Source organism: Helicobacter pylori Shi112, from assembly GCF_000277405.1.
Lineage (GTDB): Bacteria > Campylobacterota > Campylobacteria > Campylobacterales > Helicobacteraceae > Helicobacter > Helicobacter pylori_C.
In genome coordinates this window covers 478263-501456 of sequence record NC_017741.1, presented here as the reverse complement: position 1 = coordinate 501456, position 23194 = coordinate 478263, and the positions used below count along the sequence as shown (strand labels likewise).

The following is a 23194-nucleotide window of genomic DNA, read 5'->3' as shown; positions in this document are numbered from 1 at the left end:
GAGTTTAAAAAACACATTTGGCGTTATGCGCAGATGTTTGCGAGCTTGAATGTTTTAAAAGAATTGCAAAAGCATTATCAAAATAACCCCAAAGACCCCCTAAAAGGCATCATTTGGCACACGCAAGGCAGCGGTAAAACCGCCTTAACCTATCATTTAACCAAACTCATAAAAGACTTTTTTAGCCCGAAAAAGACTAAATTTTATTTTATTGTGGATAGGTTGGATTTATTAGAGCAAGCCAAAAACGAGTTTTTAAAAAGAGGCCTTCAAGCGCATGAGGCAGAAAATAAAGAGGATTTGAGCCAAAAATTAAAAAACTCTAGCGTGTTTGAAAACCCTCAAGGGAATGATGAAATCATCGTTGTGAATATCCAAAAATTCAAAGCCCCCAATGAAGACCCCTCCAATAGCGCTCCTAAAGAAATTATTTCTAAAACAGAATTGCAAGAATCCATTCAAAACAGCCACGATTTACAAAGGGTGTTTATCATAGATGAAGCCCACAGGAGCTACGATCCTAAAGGTTGTTTTTACGCTAATTTGATAGAATGCGACAAAACAGCGATTAAAATCGCTCTCACAGGCACGCCCCTATTAGAAGACAACGCGCAAGATAAAGCCACTAAAAAAACTTTTGGCAACTACTTGCACACCTATTCTTACACAGAATCCATTAAAGACGGACACACCCTAACACTCCAGTTAGAAACCATTGAAACAAGCTACAAAGAAAAACTACAAGAAATCTATCGCCTTTTACAAGAAAGCATCATTATTGAAGACATAGAGGTTAAAAAAGAAACGATTTTTAATGATGAAAAATACATTAAAGAAATGCTCTCTTATATCATTAGAGATTTATTGAAATTCAGACAACTGCATGACGACAACGAACAATTAAAGGCTATGGTGGTTTGTTTTTCAAGCAAGCAAGCCAGATTGGCTAATTTTCTTTTTAATGAAGTCCAAGAAGAAGTCTTACAAAAAAACCCCAACCTAAGGATTTTAAACAAACTCAAATCCAGCCTGATTTTGCATGATGAACAAGAAGTCAAAGAAAAGATTTATTCTTTCAAACATGAAGATACGGATATAGCCTTTGTGTTTAACATGCTTTTAACCGGCTTTGATTTACCCAATCTCAAACGCCTTTATATCCATAGGGAGTTAAAAGATCACAATTTACTCCAAGCCCTAGCCAGAGTGAATCGCCCCTATAACAACATGTCTTTTGGCTACCTTATAGATTTTGTAGGGATTCAAGAAAATTTTGACAAAACGACTGATGATTATTTGAAAGAATTAAACCGATTCAATCAAAGCGGTGCCAGTAGCGATTCTAATATCAAAGACATTTTTGCGGATCGTGAGGTTTTAGAACAAGACATTAAAAACGCCTATGGTGATCTTTTTGATTACCCCATTGACAATATAGAAGACATGACTAACGCCATTGTGAATATGAGCGACATTAACGAGTTACAAAAAGTTTCACACGCCATCAACACGCTCAAAGAGCGCTACAATTTAATCCGCACTTCTAATGATGAAAAAATCCTTTCACTAAAAGAAAAAATTGATATTGAAAAGATCAATAAAATCTCTTCAACGCTTCATAAAAAAGCCAAACACCTCCATGCGTTAAAAAATATCAATGAGCCTAAAAACCCAAACGATTTAATCATTTTAGAAGATCTCATCGCTATTTTAGACTTTAAAATAGCGTATAAAGAAAGCAAAGAATTACACTTCAAAGAAAGCGAAGAAATTAGCACCAAACAAAAGCAAGCTAAAGAGATTTTAGAAAAAATCAAGGATCAAAAAGATAAAGAAATCCAAAAGATTTATAAAGACTTTTCAAAACTGCTCCAAACGCCCGCAACAAGCCAGAATTTTGAGGAAATTTCTCATTCTTATAGCGCAATCATTTCACAACTCAAACAACACCACCAACAAACCACCCACTTATTAAATAAATACGATAATATAGCTTATGCGATCACGCACAAACGCCTCCACAAACGCCTCACGGAAAAAAACATTTCTGACCCAGTGGGAATTTTCACGCTTTTAAGCGCCTTAAAAAGTGCTATTGATGAGCGTATTTCTAAGCGTCAAGAATTCTTAAACGAAGAATACCACCTAAAAAATGCCATAAAACTAGAATTAAGGAACGCTTTCAAAAAAAACCCCTCCTTAAAAGATTTAGAAAAAGAAAAAGAATTTATCGTTCAAACCCTTTTTAACGAGCTACAAAACCACCATCAAGGAAATTCACATGCCTAATAACGCTTTATTGCAAATCAAACAAAGCACCCTCAACCTCATTGATGATTTAAAAGTCGTTTGTGCGAGTTTTGGTTTAGGGAATGATGGCAACGAATACAAGATCATCACGCAATGCTTTTTGTATAAATTCTTATGCGATAAATTTGAATTCCTTTTTGAACAAGAATTTCCTAACCAAACAATACAAGATTACAAAGACTTTAACGAAGAAGAAAAAGAAGATTTTTTGATTACCTTAATAGATAAAAGACTCCCCAAACTCGCCTATGATGATCTTTTAAGCTATCTTTTTGAAAAACATTTTAACGATAACGATTTACACCTAAAGCTAGATACTATTTTTAATCGTATTTCTAGCAATAATGCCGAGCTTTTCAACACCAAAAGCACGGATGAAACCACTATCGCCCTATTTGAAAGCATCTCACAATACATTAATGAAGAGTCTAAAAGGGCTAATTTCACCAGAATTTTACTAGACAAACTCAAAAATTTTGATTTCAAACAAGCTTTTTTAAATTTACAAAACCAGCAAGGCTATGATTTTTTCGCCCCCATTTTTGAATACTTGCTCAAAGATTACAATAACGCCGGCACAGGCAAATACGCCGAATACTACACCCCTTTAAGCATCGCTAGAATCATTGCTAAGCTTTTAATTAATGAGCCAACTAAAAGCGTCAAAATCTATGACCCAAGCGCAGGCACAGGAACGCTTTTAATGGCATTAGCCCACCAAATAGGCACAGATTCTTGCACCCTTTATGCCCAAGACATTTCGCAAAAATCCTTAAAAATGCTCAAACTCAACCTCATTTTAAACGATTTGACCCACTCTTTAAAATACGCCATTGAGGGAAACACTTTAACCAACCCCTACCACTCTAAAGACCTTAAAGGGAAAATGGATTACATCGTGAGTAACCCCCCTTTCAAGCTGGATTTTTCCAACGAGCATGCCGAAATTTCGCAAAACAAAAACGATTTTTTCTTAGGCGTGCCTAATATCCCTAAAAACGATAAAAGCAAAATGCCCATATACACGCTCTTTTTCCAGCATTGCTTGAACATGCTTAGCGATAAGGGTAAGGGGGCTATAATCGTGCCAACCGGATTCATTAGCGCTAAAAGCGGAGTAGAAAATAAGATTGTCAGGCATTTAGTGGATGAAAAGCTCGTTTATTGGGTGATTTGCATGCCCAGTCAAGTTTTTGCCAACACCGGCACTAATGTGAGCATCATCTTTTTTAAAAAAACGCCAAGCGCAAATGAAGTGGTTTTGATTGACGCTTCCAAACTCGGCGAAGAATACACCGAAAACAAAAACAAAAAAACGCGCTTAAGAGGGAGCGATATTGATTTGATTTTAGAAACTTTTCAAAATAAAACCCAAAAAGCGGATTTTTGCGCTCTGGTTTCTTTTAATGAGATTACAGAAAAAAACTATTCTCTAAACCCCGGGCAGTATTTCACTATAGAAGACACAAGCGAGAAAATAAGCCAAGCAGAGTTTGAAAACTTGATGCAACAATATTCAAGCAAATTAACAAGCCTTTTTGATGAAAGCCAGAGCTTGCAACAAGAAATTTTAGAAACTTTAAAAGGGGTTAGGTTTGAGTAAAACTCTACAAGACTATGCAACTTTAATCAATGATACCATACAATCAAATGAAATCAATCACTATATAACTACGGATAACATGTGCCAAAATTTAGGCGGTATTGATACACTTAAAAACATCAATATCCCACAAGGAAAGGTCAGATCATTTCAAAAAGATGATGTTTTGTTGTCAAATATAAGACTTTATTTTAGAAAAGTTTATAGAGCCAAACAAAAAGGCGGTTGCAGTTCTGATGTCCTAGTGTTTAGGGCTAAACACATTGATAGCGCCACACTTTTTGCGATTTTATCTAGTCAAATTTTTACTGATTATGCGTGTTCAGGCAGTCAAGGTTCTAAAATGCCAAGAGGCAATAAAACACACATGATGGATTTCAAAATCCCTACAATCAATTTTACAATCGCTAAAATTTTTAATAGCATTCAAAATAAGATTGAAAACAACCACAAAATCAATGAGCTTTTACACACGCTCGCTTATAAAGTCTATGAATATTATTTCAAATACAAACCTAAAAATGCAAAGCTAGAACAAATTATTATTGAAAATCCTAAATCTAGTATTATGGTTAAAAACGCCCAAAAAACCCAAGATAAATACCCCTTTTTTACAAGCGGAGATAATATCCTATCCTATCCTAAAGCGATCATTGATGGCAGAAATTGCTTTTTAAACACTGGCGGTAATGCTGGTATTAAATTTTATGTAGGCAAAGCTTCTTATTCAACGGATACTTGGTGTATTTGCGCTAACGAATTTAGCGACTATTTATATTTATTGCTCTCAAGTATAAAAACCCATATCAATCAAAGCTTTTTTCAAGGAACTAGCCTTAAACACTTACAAAAAAATTTGCTTAAAAAATATCCTATTTACATGCCGTCCGTGCATGAAATTAAAAAATTTAATCAAATTATTATGCCCCTACTCACGCTTATATCCATTAACACAAGAACTTCTAAAAAATTAGAACAAATCAGAGATTTTCTACTCCCCCTACTCCTAAAACAACAAGTCAAACCCCAATGAAAAATTTTAAAACAAAACTTTTTAAGGGGTAAAAACCCTTTAGTTACAAGAAAGAGAAGTTTTGTCATCAAAAGAAATTTTTTAAAGAAAAAGAAGTTTCAAAAATTAAAAGTTTGAGTCAAATCCGCTAGTAACCATAGATTTGACCCTAGCGCTCTTGTGCCAGAGCCAAAATTTTAGTATAATGGCGTTGCGTATACCATTAAAACTATGATTACTAATAGTAATCTCATGTAGGTTATCTCCTTTCGGGGTAACCGCCCATTGTTACCCCCAACCCTAACATACTCCAAATACCGCAACTAAAGAGAAAACCAAGAGATTACTACTTGCGTTCGTTTATTATAGAATAAATCAACCCAAAAAACGCTAAAAAAATTTTAAGCGATCTTTTAGGGTTAAATGAAGTTTTACAAAAAAGAGTTTTTAAACAATAACTAAGCAAACTCGCGCTACAATTTCCCTTTTTGATTGCGGAGTATGGCGCAGCCTGATTAGCGCGCACCCTTGGGGTGGGTGAGGTCGTGGGTTTGAATCCCGCTACTCCGACCATGACTTTTTAAAAAGCTTCAATTATTATCATTTCATTATATAATCACACCAAACAAACTGATTTTTAAACATGATGATTTAAAGGATTTCTATTGAATCGTTTCTTTAACCGAGAGCTTTCATGGTTAGCTTTTAACACAAGGGTTTTAAATGAAGCCAAAGATGAGAGCTTGCCTTTATTAGAGCGCTTGAAATTTTTAGCCATTTATGACACGAATTTAGACGAATTTTACATGATAAGAGTGGCAGGGCTTAAACAACTCTATGAGCATAAAATCGCCTCTAAAGGCATTGATGGCGCAAACCCTGAAGAACAATTAGAAAAAATCAAGCATTATTTAGCGCATGAAATTGAAGAAAGGGAGTTGGAATTCCAAAAAATCCAAGCCCTACTCTTTAAAAAAGGGCTTTGTATCACCCCCTATAATGAATTGAATTTGGAGCAAAAAGCTAAGGCTAAAACCTATTTTAAAGAGCAACTTTATGCGTTAGCTTTGCCTTTTAAGTTGGATTCTTCGCACACTTTCCCGCCTTTGGGGAATTTGACTTTCGCGCTTTTTGCCCGCATTAAAGACAAAGAAACCCAAACCACCTCCTATGCGCTCATCAAACTCCCCTCTTTTATCTTCCGTTTTGTAGAGCTAGAAAAAGGCTTGTTTGTGCTGGCTGAAGAAATCGTAGAAGCGCATTTAGAAGAATTGTTTTTAGAGCATGAGATTTTAGATTGCATGGCGTTTAGGGTAACTTGCGATGCGGATATTGCCATCACTGAAGATGAAGCGCATGATTATGCGGATTTGATGAGTAAGAGTTTAAGGAAACGCAATCAAGGCGAAATCGTGCGCTTGCAAACCCAAAAAGGGAGTCAAGAGCTTTTAAAAACCCTTTTAGCGTCTTTAAGGAGTTTTCAAACCCACTCTTACAAAAAGCGCAAACTCACCGGCATGCATGCCTATAAAAGCGCGATCATGCTCAATTTAGGGGATTTGTGGGAATTGGTCAGTCATAGCGATTTTAAAGCGCTTAAATCGCCCAATTTCACGCCCAAAATCCACCCTCATTTCAATGAAAACGATCTCTTTAAATCCATAGAAAAGCAAGATCTGTTGCTGTTCCACCCGTATGAAAGTTTTGAGCCTGTGGTTGATCTAATAGAGCAAGCCGCTAGCGATCCCACCACCCTTTCTATCAAAATGACGCTTTATCGTGTGGGCAAGCATTCCCCCATTGTCAAAGCCTTAATTGAAGCGGCGAGCAAGATTCAAGTGAGCGTTTTAGTGGAATTAAAAGCGCGCTTTGATGAAGAGAGCAATCTGCATTGGGCAAAAGCTTTAGAAAGGGCGGGCGCGTTAGTCGTTTATGGCGTTTTCAAACTCAAAGTGCATGCCAAAATGCTAGTGATCACTAAAAAAACAGACAACCAATTACGCCATTTCACCCATTTAAGCACGGGCAATTACAACCCTTTGAGCGCTAAAATCTATACCGATGTGAGTTTTTTTAGCGCTAAAAATGAAATCGCTAACGACACTATCAAGCTTTTCCATTCCTTGCTCACTAGCAGTGCGACTAATAGCGCTCTAGAAACGCTTTTTATGGCGCCCAAACAGATCAAGCCTAAAATCATTGAACTCATTCAAAATGAAATGAATCACCAACAAGAAGGCTATATCATTTTAAAAGCCAACGCCCTAGTGGATAGCGAAATCATTGAATGGCTCTATCAAGCCTCTCAAAAAGGGGTTAAAATTGATCTCATTATTAGAGGGATTTGCTGTTTAAAGCCCCAAGTCAAGGGATTGAGTGAAAATATCAGGGTGTATTCTATTGTGGGGAAATATTTAGAACATGCACGCATTTATTATTTTAAACATGAGAATATCTATTTTTCTAGCGCGGATTTAATGCCCAGAAATTTAGAAAGGCGCGTGGAATTGCTTGTCCCGGCCACAAACCCAAAGATCGCTAATAAGTTGTTGCATATTTTAGAAATCCAATTAAAAGACACCTTGAAACGCTATGAGTTAAATTCTAAAGGCCGTTACATTAAAGTTTCAAACCCTAACGATCCTTTAAATTCGCAGGATTACTTTGAAAAACAAACCCTTAAAACCTTTTAAGGGTTATCGTTCAAATCATAAAAGATAAGGATTTAAATGCTTTATTCGTTATTAAAAAAATATCTTTTTAGCCTAGACGCTGAAGACGCGCATGAAAAAGTGTGTAAAATTTTAAAAATGCTTTCTTCATCGCCCTTTTTGTGTGGTTTGATTGATTCTCAATGGGGTTATAAAAACCCAAAGCTTGAAAATGAAATTTTAGGCTTGCATTTCCCTAACCCTTTAGGCTTAGCCGCCGGTTTTGATAAAAATATCTCCATGCTTAGGGCGTTAATCGCTTTTGGGTTTGGCTATTTAGAAGCAGGCACTCTCACCAATGAAGCGCAAACGGGGAATGAAAAACCAAGGCTTTTTAGGCACATTGAAGAAGAGTCCTTACAAAATGCGATGGGGTTTAATAATCATGGGGCAATTTTAGCAGCGAGATCGTTCAATCGCTTCGCCCCTTATAAAACCCCTATTGGCATCAATTTAGGCAAAAACAAACGCATAGAGCAAGCGCATGCCCTAGAAGATTACAAGGCGGTTTTAAATAAATGTTTAAACATTGGCGATTATTACACTTTCAACCTTTCTTCGCCCAACACCCCTAATTTAAGGGATTTACAAAACAAAGCGTTTGTGAATGAGCTTTTTTGCATGGCGAAAGAAATGACCCATAAGCCTTTATTTTTAAAAATCGCCCCGGATTTAGAAACAGACAACATGCTAGAGATGGTCAATAGCGCTATTGAAGCAGGAGCGCATGGGATCATTGCGACTAACACCACGATTGATAAAAGCCTGGTGTTCGCTCCTAAAGAAATGGGGGGCTTGAGCGGGAAATGCTTGACTAAAAAAAGCCGTGAAATCTTTAAAGAATTGGCTAAAGCTTTTTTTAATAAAAGCGTTCTTGTTTCTGTGGGGGGGATTAGCGGTGCCAAAGATGCTTATGAAAGGATTAAAATGGGAGCGAGTCTGTTACAAATTTATAGCGCTTTTATTTACAATGGGCCAAATTTATGCCAAAATATTCTTAAAGATTTGGTAAAATTACTCCAAAAAGATGGATTTTTGAGCGTCAAAGAGGCTATAGGAGCGGATTTAAGATGAGATATTTTTCTGTTAAAAGACTTTTGAGGCTTAGTTCTGTCTTGTTAGTCACTTTAGGAGCGAGCATGCACGCACAATCTTACTTACCCAAACATGAGAGTGTTACCTTAAAAAATGGGTTGCAAGTCGTAAGCGTCCCCCTAGAAAATAAAACCGGGGTTATAGAAGTGGATGTGCTTTATAAAGTCGGCTCTAGAAACGAAACCATGGGCAAGAGCGGGATCGCTCACATGTTAGAGCATTTGAATTTTAAAAGCACCAAAAACCTTAAAGCCGGCGAATTTGATAAAATCGTTAAGCGTTTTGGGGGCGTGAGTAACGCTTCTACGAGCTTTGATATTACACGCTATTTCATTAAAACCAGTCAGGCTAACTTGGATAAATCTTTAGAATTGTTCGCTGAAACCATGGGTTCTTTGAATTTAAAAGAAGATGAGTTTTTGCCTGAGCGTCAAGTGGTCGCTGAAGAAAGGCGATGGCGCACTGATAATTCCCCTATCGGCATGCTTTATTTCCGCTTTTTTAACACCGCTTATGTCTATCACCCCTACCATTGGACGCCCATTGGTTTTATGGACGATATTCAAAACTGGACTTTAAAAGACATTAAAAAATTCCATTCGCTCTATTATCAGCCTAAAAACGCTATTATTTTAGTGGTGGGCGATGTCAATTCTCAAAAGGTTTTTGAATTGAGTAAAAAGCATTTTGAATCCTTAAAGAACCTTGATGGAAAAGCTATCCCCACCCCCTACATGAAAGAGCCTAAGCAAGATGGAGCCAGAACGGCAGTCGTGCATAAAGATGGGGTCCATTTAGAATGGGTAGCCCTTGGGTATAAAGTGCCTGCTTTCAAGCATAAAGATCAAGTCGCCCTAGACGCGCTAAGCAAGCTTTTAGGCGAAGGTAAAAGCTCGTGGTTGCAAAGCGAATTGGTGGATAAAAAACGCCTGGCTTCTCAAGCTTTCTCGCACAACATGCAATTACAAGATGAAAGCGTGTTTTTATTCATTGCGGGGGGTAATCCTAATGTCAAAGCCGAAGCCTTACAAAAAGAAATCGTAGCGCTTTTAGAAAAGCTTAAAAAAGGCGAAATCACTCAAGCTGAGTTAGACAAGCTCAAAATCAATCAAAAAGCCGACTTCATTTCTAATTTAGAAAGTTCTAGCGATGTTGCGGGGCTTTTTGCGGACTATTTAGTGCAAAACGATATTCAAGGCTTGACGGATTATCAGCAACAATTTTTGGATTTAAAAGTGAGCGATTTGGTGCGTGTGGCCAATGAATATTTTAAAGACACCCAATCAACCACCGTGTTTTTGAAACCTTAAAAGAGCCTTATAACATGCAATTCCATTCATCTAGCGCGTTAATTACGCCTTTTAAAAAAGATTTGAGCGTTGATGAGGCCGCTTATGAAGCCTTGATCAAGCGCCAAATTTTTCAAGGCATGGACGCATGCGTGCCTGTTGGCACGACAGGAGAATCCGCCACGCTCACCCATCAAGAGCACATGCGTTGCATTGAAATCGCCGTAGAAACTTGCAAAAACACTAAAACGCCCTCAAATTCACGCATGAAAGTGTTAGCCGGCGTGGGCAGTAACGCCACGAGCGAGTCCCTTTCTTTGGCAAAGTTCGCTCAAAAAATCGGCGCGGATGCGATTTTATGCGTAAGCCCCTATTATAACCGCCCCACCCAACAAGGTTTGTTTGAACATTATAAAACTATCGCTCAGTCGGTGGAAATCCCCGTCATGCTTTATGATGTGCCAAGTAGAACAGGCGTGTCTATTGAAGTTTCAACCGCTCTCAAACTCTTTAGAGAAGTCCCTAACATTAAAGCCATTAAAGAAGCGTCTGGCTCTTTGAAAAGGGTAACAGAATTGCATTATTATGAAAAAGATTTTAAAATTTTTAGTGGGGAAGATTCACTCAACCACTCTATCATGTTTTCAGGGGGGTGTGGCGTGATTTCAGTGACCGGTAATTTAATGCCTAATCTGATTTCACAAATGGTCAATTGCGCGCTCAAACTTGAATACCAACAAGCCCTAGAAATCCAAAATAAGCTTTTTCATTTGCACCAAGCCCTTTTTGTAGAAACGAATCCTATCCCTATTAAAATGGCTATGCATTTAGCCGGCTTGATTGAAAACCCAAGCTACAGACTGCCTTTAGTGGCCCCAAGCAAAGAAACGATTCAACTTTTAGAAAAAACTTTACAACAATATGAGGTAATTGCATGAACAATTCCAATCACATGAAAAATAAAACCCTAGTGATCAGCGGCGCGACTAGAGGGATTGGCAAGGCAATATTGTATCGCTTCGCTCAAAGCGGCGTGAATATCGCTTTCACTTACAATAAAAATGTTGAAGAAGCCAACAAAATTATAGAAGATGTGGAGCAAAAATATTCCATTAAAGCCAAAGCCTACCCCCTTAATGTTTTAGAGCCTGAGCAATACACAGAGCTTTTTAAACAAATTGACGCTGATTTTGACAGAGTGGATTTTTTTATTTCTAACGCTATTATTTACGGGCGTTCTGTCGTGGGCGGATTTGCGCCGTTTATGCGATTAAAACCTAAAGGGTTAAACAATATTTACACAGCCACTGTGTTAGCGTTTGTAGTGGGGGCTCAAGAAGCGGCAAAACGCATGCAAAAAATAGGCGGCGGGGCGATCGTGAGCTTAAGCTCTACCGGGAATTTGGTCTATATGCCTAATTACGCCGGGCATGGCAATTCTAAAAACGCCGTAGAAACCATGGTCAAATACGCTGCTGTTGATTTAGGCGAGTTTAACATTAGAGTGAATGCGGTGAGTGGCGGGCCTATTGATACGGACGCTTTGAAAGCCTTCCCTGATTATGTGGAGATTAAAGAAAAAGTAGAAGAGCAATCGCCCCTAAAACGCATGGGCAATCCTAACGATCTAGCCGGAGCGGCTTATTTTTTATGCGATGAAACCCAAAGCGGTTGGCTTACAGGGCAAACGATCGTTGTAGATGGCGGGACTACTTTTAAATAAAGATATTTCTTGCAAAACATTATCCACATCCACCAAAACAAAGAGTTGCAATTCATTAAAAAATGCTTGTTATGCTATTTTTTCGCCCCTTTGTGTGGGGCTATCCTGCTAGCGCTTTTTCTTGTTTCAAGTGGGGCAAAATCGTTTGAAGTTTCTAACCTCTTTAGCAACCAACTAGCCTATATCGTTTTATTGTCTCTTTTTTTGTGTGCGCTTGGGTTTATTGCCGGAGCCATTGGTTTTTACAGGCTTTCTAAAATCACACGCCATCTGAGTTTTTTTGAAAATTTTGCTTTCAGTTTTTTAGCGGTGATTTTATGCGCTCTTTTAAGCTATCTTATCCCTAACGCTAGTAACGCTCTTTCGCTAATCGGTAATGGCGTTTCTATTTTTTATTTGCACAAACTCTATAGAGAATTGAGCCTTTACACGCAAGAAAGGTTTTTTTTAAGCGGGTTTAGGTTATTGCTTTTTAGTTTCATGCTGGCTCTTTTAGGGATTTTAGTGCAAGCGTTAGTTATCCTTTTTTTAACGATCGCTGTGATTTTAATGTGTGTGGCGCTTGGCTTTTTAGGGCGCGCGTTTTTGAATTTTTCACAAGTCTTTTTGAAAGCATGAAAGTTTTAAAACTCCTGCCTAATTTTTTAACGATTTTACGCATCGTCTTATCCTTATTTTTATTATTTTTATTGTTAAACACGCACACTTATTTTAGTTTTTTAACCCCCTTTCACATCAACATGATCTCTTCATTGGTTTTTTTGTTTGCCGCGCTCACGGATTTATTGGACGGCTACATCGCTAGAAACTATAAAGCCAAATCGCGCTTTGGGGAAATCTTTGACCCTTTAGCGGATAAAATCCTTATTTTGAGCGCGTTTTTAGGATTAGTCCATTTGGATCGTGTGAACGCGTGGATTCCGTTTGTGATTTTAGGGCGTGAATTTTTTATTTCAGGGCTTAGGGTTTTAGCCGCTAATGAAAAAAAGGATATTCCTGTCAATGCGCTAGGCAAGTATAAAACCGTTTCTCAAGTCGTGGCGATTAGCGCTTTATTGGCTGATGTAACTTACTCTTATACGCTTGTGGCTATAGCGATTTTTTTAACCCTTTATTCGGGGATAGATTACACTATTAAATATTATAAATCTTAATGTTTTAGAAGAAGTTTTTAGCGTCCTTTAAAAAATACCTTAAAACTCCGTTCTCATCCAATATTGATAAACATTAACCTTAATTCTTTCGTTTTTTTTAAATTTTATTTTCAATATTCATTAAAAAAAATCATTTTATTTTATTTTTGTTATAATTCAAGCTATTTTTATTTTCAATCTAAGGAGGTGTCGCATGGACAATCAAGAGATAGCGCATCAAAATATCACGCAAAAACAAGGCGAACTTAAAAGAGACATGAAAATGCGCCATCTCTTAATGATTGCATTTGGGGGAGCGATTGGCACAGGGCTTTTTGTAGGCACTGGGGGTAATATTGCGAGTGCTGGCCCTTTAGGGACTTTGATCGCTTATTGTTTTGGAGGGCTAGTGGTTTATTGCATCATGCTCTCTTTAGGCGAATTGGCTAGCGTTTATCCCACTACGGGAAGTTTTGGGGATTATGCGGCTAAATTCATAGGCCCTGGCACGGGCTATATGGTTTTTTGGATGTATTGGCTTGGTTGGGTGATCACGGTGGCGTTAGAATATATCGCTATAGGCATGCTCATGCAACGCTGGTTTGTTGGTATTCCTATCCATTATTGGGTTATTTTATGCATTGCGTTAGTTTTTTTATTGAATTTTTTTTCGGTTAAAATTTTTGCTGAGGGCGAGTTTTTCTTCAGCCTGATTAAAGTTTTAGCGGTGATCGCTTTTATAGGCATTGGCGCGATTGGGATTATTTATCAAATCTATTTGCATGGGTTTAGTTCTATTTTTGATAACTTCCATTTTGGCGATAAGGGGTTTTTCCCTAACGGGAGCGCAGCGGTTTTTAGCGCGATGCTTGCGGTGATTTTTGCATTCACTGGCACAGAGGTGATTGGGGTGGCTGTGGGAGAGACTAAAAACGCTAGCGAAGTGATGCCTAAAGCGATTAAGGCGACCTTGTGGCGGATCGTCTTTTTCTTTTTAGGCTCTGTGTTTGTCATTTCTGTTTTTTTACCCATGAGCAATTCTTCTATCACGCAAAGCCCTTTTGTGAGCGTTTTAGAACGCATTAATTTGCCTTTTATTGGCATGGGTATCCCTTATGTGTCTGATATAATGAACGCTGTTATCATTACGGCGATGTTTTCTACCGCTAATTCAGGGCTTTATGGAGCGAGCCGCATGATTTATGGGCTGTCCAAACAAAAGATGTTTTTTAAGGTTTTTTCCAAACTCAACCGACAAGGCACGCCCACTTATGCGATGTTTTTTTCCCTTTCTTTTTCTCTCATAGGGCTTTTAGTCCAAATTTATGCCAAAGAAAATGTCGTGGAAGCTTTGATCAATGTGATCAGTTTCACGGTGATTATTGTGTGGGTTAGCGTGTCTGTTTCGCAATATTCTTTCCGCAAGCAATACTTAAAAGCCGGGCATTCTTTAGAGGATTTGCCTTATAAAGCCCCCTTCCTACCCTTTTTGCAACTCATAGGGATCACTGGGTGTGTCATCGGCGTGATTGGTTCGGCTATGGATAAGGATCAACGCATTGGGATGATTTTAACGATTGTTTTTGCTGTTATTTGTTACATTGGATACTATTTTACACAAAAAGCTAATGAAAATAACAAAAAAGATTTGATATAATCTTTTATTAATTTTGAAGTTTAGCAAATTTTAAGGAAGTAACCATGATGAAAAAAACCCTTTTTATCTCTTTGGCTTTAGCGTTAAGCTTGAATGCGGGCAATATCCAAATCCAAAGCATGCCCAAAGTTAAAGAGCGAGTGAGTGTCCCCTCTAAAGACGATACGATCTATTCTTACCACGATTCTATTAAAGATTCGATTAAAGCGGTGGTGAATATCTCTACTGAAAAGAAGATTAAAAACAATTTTATGGGTAGCGGTATGTTTAATGACCCCTTTTTCCAACAATTTTTTGGGGATTTGGGCGGCATGATCCCTAAAGAAAGAATGGAAAGGGCTTTAGGCAGTGGCGTAATCATTTCTAAAGATGGCTATATTGTAACTAATAACCATGTGATTGATGGCGCAGATAAGATTAAAGTGACCATTCCAGGGAGCAATAAAGAATATTCCGCTACTCTAGTAGGCACGGACTCTGAAAGCGATTTAGCGGTGATTCGCATCACTAAAGACAATCTGCCCACGATCAAATTCTCTGATTCTAATGATATTTTAGTGGGCGATTTGGTTTTTGCGATTGGTAACCCTTTTGGCGTGGGTGAAAGCGTTACGCAAGGCATTGTTTCAGCGCTCAATAAAAGCGGGATTGGGATCAACAGCTATGAGAATTTCATTCAAACAGACGCTTCTATTAATCCTGGAAATTCCGGTGGCGCTTTAATTGATAGCCGTGGAGGGTTAGTGGGGATTAATACCGCTATTATCTCTAAAACTGGAGGCAACCACGGCATTGGCTTTGCCATCCCTTCTAACATGGTTAAAGATATTGTAACTCAGCTCATTAAAACCGGTAAGATTGAGAGAGGTTACTTGGGCGTGGGCTTGCAAGATTTGAGCAGCGATTTGCAAAATTCTTATGACAATAAAGAAGGGGCGGTAGTCATTAGCGTAGAAAAAGACTCTCCGGCTAAAAAAGCAGGGATTTTGGTGTGGGATTTGATCACCGAAGTCAATGGGAAAAAAATTAAAAACACGAACGAATTGAGAAATCTAATCGGCTCTATGCTACCCAATCAAAGAGTAACCTTAAAAGTCATTAGAGATAAAAAAGAACGCACCTTCACTCTCACTCTTGCCGAAAGGAAAAACCCTAACAAAAAAGAAACAATTTCTGCTCAAAACGGTGCGCAAGGCCAATTGAACGGGCTTCAAGTAGAAGATTTAACCCAAAAAACCAAAAGGTCTATGCGTTTGAGCGATGATGTTCAAGGGGTTTTAGTTTCTCAAGTGAATGAAAATTCCCCAGCAGAGCAAGCCGGATTTAGGCAAGGCAACATTATCACAAAAATTGAAGAGGTTGAAGTTAAAAGCGTTGCGGATTTTAACCATGCTTTAGAAAAGTATAAAGGCAAACCCAAACGATTCTTAGTTTTAGACTTGAATCAAGGTTATAGGATCATTTTGGTGAAATGATAGAGGTGGGTTGTTAGTCGCATGTCTTTGATTAGAGTGAATGGGGAAGCTTTTAAACTCTCTTTAGAAAGTTTGGAAGAAGACCCTTTTGAAACTAAAGAAACGCTAGAAACGCTTGTTAAACAAACGAGCGTTGTTTTATTGGCCGCTGGGGAATCTAGGCGTTTTTCTCAAACAATCAAAAAACAATGGTTGCGCTCTAACCATACCCCCTTATGGCTCAGCGTTTATGAAAGCTTTAAAGAAGCCCTAGACTTTAAAGAAATCCTTCTAGTCGTAAGCGAATTGGATTATATTTATATCAAACGCCATCACCCTGAAATCAAGCTTGTAAAAGGCGGGGCATCAAGGCAAGAATCCGTGCGTAACGCTTTAAAAATAATTGATAGCGCTTACACGCTCACCAGCGATGTGGCTAGGGGTTTGGCCAATATTGAAACGCTCAAAAGTTTGTTTTTAACCCTCCAACAAACCAACCATTATTGCATCGCTCCTTATTTGCCTTGCTATGACACGGCAATCTATTATAACGAGGTTTTAGACAGAGAAGCGATCAAACTCATTCAAACCCCACAATTAAGCCACACCAAAACGCTCCAATCAGCCCTAAATCAAGGGGATTTTAAAGATGAAAGCAGCGCAATTTTACAAGCTTTCCCTGATTTGGTGAGCTATATTGAAGGCAGTAAGGATTTGCACAAGCTCACCACGAGTAGCGATTTGAAGCATTTCTCATTCTTTTTTAACCCAGCAAAAGACACTTTTATAGGCATGGGATTTGATACGCATGCGTTCATTAAAGATAAGCCTATGGTTTTAGGGGGGGTTGTTTTGGATTGCGAGTTTGGGTTAAAGGCCCATAGCGATGGCGATGCTTTGTTGCATGCGGTTATTGATGCGATTTTAGGAGCGATTAAAGGGGGGGATATTGGCGAATGGTTCCCTGATAATGACCCGCAATACAAAAACGCCTCTTCTAAAGAGCTTTTAAAAATCGTGTTGGATTTTTCTCAAAGCATTGGGTTTGAATTGCTTGAAATGGGAGCGACCATCTTTAGCGAAATCCCTAAAATCACTCCTTACAAACCGGCGATTTTAGAAAATTTGAGCCAACTTTTGGGTTTAGAAAAATCTCAAATCAGCTTGAAAGCCACTACAATGGAAAAAATGGGGTTCATTGGCAAACAAGAAGGGCTGTTAGTCCAAGCGCATGTGAGCATGCGTTATAAACAAAAACTTTAAATGTGATAAAATGTGATAAAAGGAAGAATTGATGAAAATCTTAATCATTGAAGACGATTTAGCGCTAGCTAGGAGTATTTCGCATAATTTGCATGATTTAGGGCATTTTTGCGAGATCATCTCTAGCATTTCAGAAGAAAATAAAGAGCCTTATGATGTGATTTTGGTTTCTTCTAAAGTTTGCACTCAAGGGCGTTGCGAACACTTTGTGCGTTATAATTCCAAGCAAATCATCATCATGATGGCTTCGCATGTCAATGAAGATGGCGTGAATAAACCCATTCAAGCGGGAGCGAGGGATTATATTCTAAAACCTTTTAAAATGGACGAATTGTTGCGTAAGATCCAATACCACAAAGCCTACCAAGAAATGACCGCTCGCCTAGGATTTTATGAAAATTACTTAGACTTTATCCATGCGGAATTGCCCTTGCCTAAAGATTTTTCTTACCGGCCGCCCTTTATCATCCACACGCCCTCTCAAGAGCTTGCGAACGCTTATTTATTGCAATACGCTAAAGAAAGGCAAATGGATTTTTCTTTTTTCTCTCTAAAGGATACCACTTGGAAAGAACTATACAAGAATAAAGACAAACTAGAACGCCCTTTTTACATCATGCATTTAGAAGAGCTTAAAAAAGATGAGCAATTGAAATTGTTAGAATTGGCCCGTTCATGCCCTATTGTTTTGTCCTATACCCATAAAGAACCCCTAGAATTCCCTAAAATTGTGAGCATTGAATGCGGCGATAAACCCTTATTTTTGTTTAGCAACCACACGACTTTCCTTTCCATTCAAGAATATGAAAGAGAAGCGATCAGGCATTTTTCTTCTACTTGCACCGATACAGAATTGGCTAACAAGCTTGGCATTAGCCGCAAAAGCCTTTGGGAAAAACGCCGTAAGTATAACTTGCCGCGCAAATAAAAGAAAATCCTTAAGCCCTGTTTTTATTGGGCGTTTGATCATAAAATGTAAAAATGCCAAAAGCGTTTTTACAATCAAATACAATCAAAAGATCTAAAGCAAGCGATAACCTCTCAAAATTTAGCGTATTTAATGAGAATAGAGCTAATTATCATTAAAATAACTTATTATTTGCTATATATTTGCTATAATAGTTTAGCTTTTAAAAAAGAGAAATTCAACTTAAGGATTAACCATTAGACAAGCGTTTAACAAGGCAAGGTTTGCACATTCAAAAACCCTTTTACTAGACATTGATTGTGTTATCCCTAATATTGTTAGGCGTTTGCTTTCTAATAAAACGCTCCCTAAAAGATTCGCCGCTTGCAGCTTGCAAGAAGTGGGCATAATCTTTCTCACTACTCAAATTTTATCCATCATGCGCAAAGCCCGTTGCTCTAAAACGCTTTTTTTTATCACTAGGGGCAGAGAGAGTTTCCGCTACCAGCTGTGCGATCATTACAAACAAAAACGCCACCAATTTGATGAAGATTTTCGATCTCTTTTAAAAGCTCTAAAGATCGCTTTAGTGGAAAAATACCCCCTAAAAAAAGGGGCTAGAATCCAGGGCGAACATTGTTTTGAATATGAAGCCGATGATATTATCTCTTTTTACAAAAAGAAAGACCCCAAAAATTATGTGATAGCCAGCATGGATAAGGATATTTTGTATTCCAATAGAGGCTCTCATTTCAACCTCAAAACCAACGCTTTTTTCAATGTGAGTCAAAAAGAGGCTCATTTTTTTGCTTATTATCAGTGCGTTGTGGGGGATAAGGGGGATAACATTAAAGGGGTTAAAGGGATTGGTGGCTTCAACTATAAAGATTTTTTAAACAAAGACGCTAAAGAGCATGAGTTGTGGGAGCAAATCATTCAAGCGTTCAAAATTAAAGAAGATTTGAGCGATAGCGAAGCTAAAGAAAAGGCTCTTTTAAACATGCGTTTGGTCAATATGCACCAGATGACCCACCATGGCGTGATCAAACTATGGGAGCCTGAGTTTAAAAAAACCTTTTTCCCTAAAAAACCCCAAAGACCTGATTTTAAAAGAATTTCTTGAAAAAAGAAATTATCGCTTGCTTTATCGCAAGGCCCTTCACTATTGATTGTAGAAATGGTATTTTTCAAAATAAAAACTTCCCAAAAAAGACAAAAGAACTATTCCCAAGACTTTTTCTCGTGGCTTTAGAATTGTAAGCATACACATACCCCCCACCCATATCAAAAGACAAACTCCTATAAGTCCAAACCTTAAAACTGCTCATTAAAGAATATTCTTGGTAATCCCCAAAAGCCACCATCGCGTCTAAACGCACCCTTTTAGTCTTAAGCCCTAAAAAAACATAGCCTGAAATGCTGGAGTTTGCAAAATAAATCGCTGGCACGCCGGGCGCGTTGATCCCACGACCATAGAATTTGGTCCTGTCATTAAAAGTCCATAGATAGCCCTTATTGTTTCTTGCTGGAACGATATAAAAACCCGTTCCAAAATTAAAAATTTTGTATTTAAAAGTTTGATCGATCAAAAACAAGCCGGCATTTTTAGCGTTGGTGGTAGCGTCAGTGTTGCCGTATTGATACATGCCATGCACTAAAGTGCGCGAAGTGAAACCCTTAGCCAAAGAAGCGTCATACTCCAACTTACCCCCCACTTGCACTAAAACATTTTGAGTGGGCAAAGGCAAGCGGGTGTCCGTTAAAATAAAAGGAAGCACTTTAAGATTTTCATGCCTGTATTCTGCGCCTAAAACAAACACTTCCCCCCCCACATACAAGCGTTTAGACACAGGGTCATAAGACGCTAGAGCGTTTAGGGAAGTAGCGATCCGATTCCCTTGCTCTTTGTTGATTTGATGCCCGTTATAAAGCATGCTATCCATAAAAATCCCAAAATAACGCATGGAATTTTGCTTAAAAGCTACAGAAACCCCTTGAATATTGCCCCCTATCCAATCAAAATCCACAAAATCGGTATTGAAACGCCCTAAAGCTATTTTAAAACGCTGGTTAGTGTATTGAATATATGCATCAGAAACATCGCCAGCGCTCAAATAAGGTTTAACATTTTTAGAACTACCAAAAAAATTCCCTAGACTGATGTAAAGGTTGGCCAAACGCTGTTTGTTATAAATATTCCAAGCTCCAATCGCTCCAATGCCAAAGGACCACCCATTGCTATAAGAAAAATCCACCCCAAGGCGCGCTAAAGCCCCCACATAGCTGTGAGGGTTTTTTTGCGCCCCTTGATTATACAACAGCCCCAGATAGCCAAAAGGTTTGACTGCGATTTCTAAAGCTTTCAAAGACAGACCATTTAAAAAAAGGATCCATAACGCTAAATAATAATATCTTTTCTTATTTTTCTTATATTGCATTAAAAACTCATCGTGGATTTAAACTCAATATTTTAATGAAAATTCCTTTTAATTGCGCTGAAACGGGTTTAAAATCTCCATTACCTAAAAGCATTATCAATAAACTTGATTGACTAACACTAAAGATTTATGATAGTATTCTAATAAAACTATTTTAAAGGTGATCCATGAGCAAGAGTTTATACCAAACTTTAAATGTGAGCGAAAACGCCAACCAAGATGAAATCAAAAAATCCTACCGCCGTTTAGCCAGACAATACCACCCGGATTTGAATAAAACCAAAGAAGCCGAAGAAAAATTCAAAGAAATCAACGCCGCTTATGAAATTTTAAGCGACGAAGAAAAACGCCGCCAATACGATCAGTTTGGCGATAACATGTTTGGCGGGCAGAATTTCAGCGATTTTGCCAGAAGCCGCAGCACTAGTGAAGATTTAGACGATATTTTAAGCTCTATTTTTGGGAGAGGAGGCTTTTCGCAAAGATTTTCTCAAAATTCGCAAGGCTTTTCTGGCTTTAATTTTTCCAATTTCGCCCATGAAGATTTAGACATGACCACCACTTTAAATGTCTCTGTTTTAGACACCCTTTTAGGCAATAAAAAACAAGTGAGCATCAATAATGAAACTTTTAGCCTTAAAATCCCTATCGGCGTGGAAGAGGGTGAAAAAATCAGGGTTCGCAACAAGGGGAAAATGGGGCGAACGGGCAGGGGCGATTTGCTCTTACAGATCCATATTGAAGAAGATGAAATTTATAAGCGCGAGAAAGACGATATTATCCAAATCTTTGATTTACCCTTAAAAACGGCTCTTTTTGGAGGGAAAATTGAAATCGCTACTTGGCATAAAACCTTAACCCTAACCATTCCCCCTAACACAAAAGCGATGCAAAAATTCCGCATTAAAGATAAAGGGATCAAAAACAGAAAAACTTCGCATGTGGGGGATTTGTATTTGCAAGCTCGTTTGATTTTGCCTAAAACTGAAACGCTTTCTAGCGAGTTAAAAGCGTTATTAGAAAAAGAATTGTAAGGAGGAATCGTGTGCGATTATGATGAACCGCTTTATTTGATAAGCGTTGTGGCTAAAATCTTAGGCGTGCACCCTCAAACCTTGCGCCAATATGAAAAAGAGGGTTTGATAGAGCCTAGCAGGACTGATGGGAAAATGCGCCTATACTCCCAACGAGATATGGATAAAATCAAAACGATTTTACGCCTTACAAGGGATATGGGGGTTAATCTAGCGGGTGTGGATATTATTTTGCGTTTAAAAGAAAAGCTTGATGAGTTAGACAGCCTGAATAAAGAATTGCAAGACGCTCTGCACAAACACTCTAAAAACAACAAAACCCCAACGAAAAATTTAAACACCCCTACTAATTTTTATGAATTGATTTTGTTTAAAAAATGAGCCTGACTTCGCTTTTAAACCCAAAAAGCCTAGAAGATTTTTTAGGCCAAGAGCATCTAATAGGCAAAGACGCCCCCTTATTTAAAGCCTTACAATCCAAACACTTCCCCCACGCCTTTTTCTATGGCCCTCCTGGCGTGGGTAAAACAAGTCTGGCTCAAATCATCGCCCGCATGCTAGAGCGCCCCATTCTTTTATTTAATGCGACGGATTTTAAGCTAGAGGATTTACGCCTTAAGCTTAAAAATTACCAAAACACCCTTTTAAAACCGGTTGTTTTTATTGATGAAACCCACAGATTGAATAAAACCCAACAAGAATTTTTACTCCCCATTATGGAAAAAGATCACGCTTTAATCTTAGGGGCTAGCACGCAAGATCCTAATTACAGCCTAAGCCATGCGATTCGCTCAAGAAGTTTTATTTTTGAATTAACCCCCCTAAACAAGAGCGATTTAGACAAGCTTTGCGCTAAAGCTTTAACATTGCTCAAAAAACAAATAGAGCCTAGCGCTAAAACCTATCTTTTAAACAACAGTGCTGGCGATGCCAGAGCGTTATTAAACCTTTTAGATTTGAGCGCTAAAATAGAAGATCCTATCACTTTAGAAACGCTGCAATCCTTACGGCCTCATAGCCTGAATGACGGATCTTATAGTGATGATACGCATTATAATCTTACTAGCGCTCTAATCAAGTCTTTAAGAGGGAGCGATGAAAACGCTTCCATTTATTATTTGGCGCGCTTGATTGCTGGCGGGGAAAACCCGGAATTTATCGCTAGAAGGCTGGTGATTTTTGCGAGCGAAGATATTGGTAACGCTAACCCAAACGCTCTAAATTTAGCCGCTTCTTGCTTGCTTTCAGTCAAACAAATCGGCTACCCTGAAGCGCGCATCATTTTAAGCCAATGCGTGATTTATCTGGCTTGTTCGCCCAAGTCTAACACGGCTTATAGAGCGATCAATCAGGCTTTGGATTGCGTTCAAAAAGGCTCACTCTACCCTATTCCTAAACACCTGCTGCCTAACGCTAAAGATTACCTTTACCCGCATGATTATAACGGCTATGTCAAACAAGATTATTTGGAAAAACCCCTAGATTTGGTTTCTTCTCAAGGCATAGGGTTTGAAAAAACCCTTTTAGAATGGCTGGATAAGATAAGAAATTGATCTTATAAGTTA

Annotated in this window: 19 protein-coding genes and 1 tRNA gene; 19 read left to right on the top strand and 1 reads right to left on the bottom strand. The window is 38.3% G+C overall.

Going from position 1 to position 23194, the window contains the following annotated elements; all coding sequences use genetic code 11:
- The first annotated feature begins 33 nt into the window (after positions 1–33).
- The 16 genes from HPSH112_RS02430 (at position 34) to HPSH112_RS02355 (ending at position 19280) form a co-directional block, all read left to right on the top strand.
- Entirely contained in the window at positions 34–2289 is a 2256-nt protein-coding gene (locus HPSH112_RS02430; RefSeq protein WP_000458270.1) for a DEAD/DEAH box helicase family protein, read from the top strand.
- Positions 2282–3913 (top strand): N-6 DNA methylase, encoded by a 1632-nt coding sequence (locus HPSH112_RS02425; RefSeq protein WP_001133462.1) that lies wholly within the window; start codon positions 2282–2284, stop codon positions 3911–3913. Before HPSH112_RS02430 ends, HPSH112_RS02425 begins: the two co-directional genes overlap by 8 nt.
- Complete coding sequence (locus HPSH112_RS02420; RefSeq protein WP_000047722.1) at positions 3906–4946, top strand: restriction endonuclease subunit S; 1041 nt, start codon at positions 3906–3908, stop codon at positions 4944–4946. The genes HPSH112_RS02425 and HPSH112_RS02420 overlap by 8 nt, the downstream gene beginning before the upstream one ends.
- 474 nt (positions 4947–5420) lie before the next feature.
- Positions 5421–5498 (top strand) — tRNA-Pro (locus HPSH112_RS02415).
- 92 nt (positions 5499–5590) lie between these two features.
- The gene (locus tag HPSH112_RS02410) at positions 5591–7618 is read left to right on the top strand and encodes an RNA degradosome polyphosphate kinase (RefSeq protein ID WP_001078627.1); all 2028 of its coding nucleotides are present in this window, start codon (positions 5591–5593) and stop codon (positions 7616–7618) included.
- Between the two features lie 36 nt (positions 7619–7654).
- Positions 7655–8710: a quinone-dependent dihydroorotate dehydrogenase gene (locus HPSH112_RS02405; protein ID WP_000967023.1), complete on the top strand. Its 1056-nt coding sequence runs from the start codon at positions 7655–7657 to the stop codon at positions 8708–8710.
- A complete protein-coding gene (gene pqqE, locus HPSH112_RS02400; protein ID WP_001268796.1) occupies positions 8707–10041 on the top strand; it encodes a zinc protease PqqE in 1335 nt (444 codons plus the stop codon). The genes HPSH112_RS02405 and pqqE overlap by 4 nt, the downstream gene beginning before the upstream one ends.
- A gap of 14 nt (positions 10042–10055) precedes the next feature.
- Positions 10056–10958, top strand: coding sequence for a 4-hydroxy-tetrahydrodipicolinate synthase (gene dapA, locus HPSH112_RS02395; protein WP_001159503.1), 903 nt, complete (start codon positions 10056–10058; stop codon positions 10956–10958).
- A complete protein-coding gene (locus HPSH112_RS02390) occupies positions 10955–11743 on the top strand; it encodes an enoyl-ACP reductase (RefSeq protein ID WP_001065844.1) in 789 nt (262 codons plus the stop codon). The genes dapA and HPSH112_RS02390 overlap by 4 nt, the downstream gene beginning before the upstream one ends.
- Positions 11744–11752: 9 nt before the next feature.
- Positions 11753–12361, top strand: a complete 609-nt coding sequence (locus HPSH112_RS02385) for a hypothetical protein (RefSeq protein ID WP_001179523.1) — start codon at positions 11753–11755, stop codon at positions 12359–12361.
- Positions 12358–12897, top strand: a complete 540-nt coding sequence (gene pgsA, locus HPSH112_RS02380; RefSeq protein WP_014662211.1) for a CDP-diacylglycerol--glycerol-3-phosphate 3-phosphatidyltransferase — start codon at positions 12358–12360, stop codon at positions 12895–12897. Before HPSH112_RS02385 ends, pgsA begins: the two co-directional genes overlap by 4 nt.
- 193 nt (positions 12898–13090) lie before the next feature.
- The gene (locus tag HPSH112_RS02375; protein WP_000369889.1) at positions 13091–14533 is read left to right on the top strand and encodes an amino acid permease; all 1443 of its coding nucleotides are present in this window, start codon (positions 13091–13093) and stop codon (positions 14531–14533) included.
- Between the two features lie 44 nt (positions 14534–14577).
- Complete coding sequence (locus tag HPSH112_RS02370; RefSeq protein ID WP_000976659.1) at positions 14578–16008, top strand: DegQ family serine endoprotease; 1431 nt, start codon at positions 14578–14580, stop codon at positions 16006–16008.
- 21 nt (positions 16009–16029) lie between these two features.
- Entirely contained in the window at positions 16030–17250 is a 1221-nt protein-coding gene (locus HPSH112_RS02365; protein WP_000052976.1) for a bifunctional 2-C-methyl-D-erythritol 4-phosphate cytidylyltransferase/2-C-methyl-D-erythritol 2,4-cyclodiphosphate synthase, read from the top strand.
- Between the two features lie 31 nt (positions 17251–17281).
- Entirely contained in the window at positions 17282–18178 is an 897-nt protein-coding gene (locus HPSH112_RS02360; RefSeq protein WP_000697556.1) for an OriC activity response regulator, read from the top strand.
- A 235-nt stretch (positions 18179–18413) separates the two neighbouring features.
- Positions 18414–19280 carry a 5'-3' exonuclease gene (locus tag HPSH112_RS02355; protein ID WP_080024693.1) on the top strand — a complete coding sequence of 289 codons (867 nt, stop codon included), beginning with the start codon at positions 18414–18416 and terminating at the stop codon, positions 19278–19280.
- Between the two features lie 64 nt (positions 19281–19344).
- On the opposite strand, the gene HPSH112_RS02350 is transcribed toward HPSH112_RS02355, so the two are convergent.
- Positions 19345–20595: a hypothetical protein gene (locus HPSH112_RS02350; RefSeq protein WP_001199604.1), complete on the bottom strand. Its 1251-nt coding sequence runs from the start codon at positions 20593–20595 to the stop codon at positions 19345–19347.
- 167 nt (positions 20596–20762) lie between these two features.
- Between HPSH112_RS02350 and HPSH112_RS02345 the strand changes: the two genes are divergently transcribed.
- The 3 genes from HPSH112_RS02345 to HPSH112_RS02335 are packed head-to-tail and all read left to right on the top strand — an operon-like array spanning position 20763 to position 23182.
- Positions 20763–21629 (top strand): DnaJ family protein, encoded by an 867-nt coding sequence (locus tag HPSH112_RS02345; RefSeq protein WP_000045803.1) that lies wholly within the window; start codon positions 20763–20765, stop codon positions 21627–21629.
- Positions 21630–21638: 9 nt separating this feature from the next.
- On the top strand, positions 21639–22010 hold the full coding sequence (locus tag HPSH112_RS02340; protein ID WP_000333000.1) for a heat shock protein transcriptional repressor HspR: 372 nt from the start codon (positions 21639–21641) through the stop codon (positions 22008–22010).
- A complete protein-coding gene (locus HPSH112_RS02335; protein ID WP_000060221.1) occupies positions 22007–23182 on the top strand; it encodes a replication-associated recombination protein A in 1176 nt (391 codons plus the stop codon). The genes HPSH112_RS02340 and HPSH112_RS02335 overlap by 4 nt, the downstream gene beginning before the upstream one ends.
- Positions 23183–23194: the final 12 nt, after the last annotated feature.

Coding starts and splice junctions, on each gene's coding strand:
- HPSH112_RS02430 (WP_000458270.1), top strand. CDS start 34: ATGTTTGCGAGCTTGAATGTTTTAAAAGAATTGCAAAAGCATTATCAA.
- HPSH112_RS02425 (WP_001133462.1), top strand. CDS start 2,282: ATGCCTAATAACGCTTTATTGCAAATCAAACAAAGCACCCTCAACCTC.
- HPSH112_RS02405 (WP_000967023.1), top strand. CDS start 7,655: ATGCTTTATTCGTTATTAAAAAAATATCTTTTTAGCCTAGACGCTGAA.
- pqqE (WP_001268796.1), top strand. CDS start 8,707: ATGAGATATTTTTCTGTTAAAAGACTTTTGAGGCTTAGTTCTGTCTTG.
- dapA (WP_001159503.1), top strand. CDS start 10,056: ATGCAATTCCATTCATCTAGCGCGTTAATTACGCCTTTTAAAAAAGAT.
- HPSH112_RS02390 (WP_001065844.1), top strand. CDS start 10,955: ATGAACAATTCCAATCACATGAAAAATAAAACCCTAGTGATCAGCGGC.
- pgsA (WP_014662211.1), top strand. CDS start 12,358: ATGAAAGTTTTAAAACTCCTGCCTAATTTTTTAACGATTTTACGCATC.
- HPSH112_RS02375 (WP_000369889.1), top strand. CDS start 13,091: ATGGACAATCAAGAGATAGCGCATCAAAATATCACGCAAAAACAAGGC.
- HPSH112_RS02370 (WP_000976659.1), top strand. CDS start 14,578: ATGATGAAAAAAACCCTTTTTATCTCTTTGGCTTTAGCGTTAAGCTTG.
- HPSH112_RS02365 (WP_000052976.1), top strand. CDS start 16,030: ATGTCTTTGATTAGAGTGAATGGGGAAGCTTTTAAACTCTCTTTAGAA.
- HPSH112_RS02360 (WP_000697556.1), top strand. CDS start 17,282: ATGAAAATCTTAATCATTGAAGACGATTTAGCGCTAGCTAGGAGTATT.
- HPSH112_RS02350 (WP_001199604.1), bottom strand. CDS start 20,595: ATGCAATATAAGAAAAATAAGAAAAGATATTATTATTTAGCGTTATGG.
- HPSH112_RS02345 (WP_000045803.1), top strand. CDS start 20,763: ATGAGCAAGAGTTTATACCAAACTTTAAATGTGAGCGAAAACGCCAAC.
- HPSH112_RS02335 (WP_000060221.1), top strand. CDS start 22,007: ATGAGCCTGACTTCGCTTTTAAACCCAAAAAGCCTAGAAGATTTTTTA.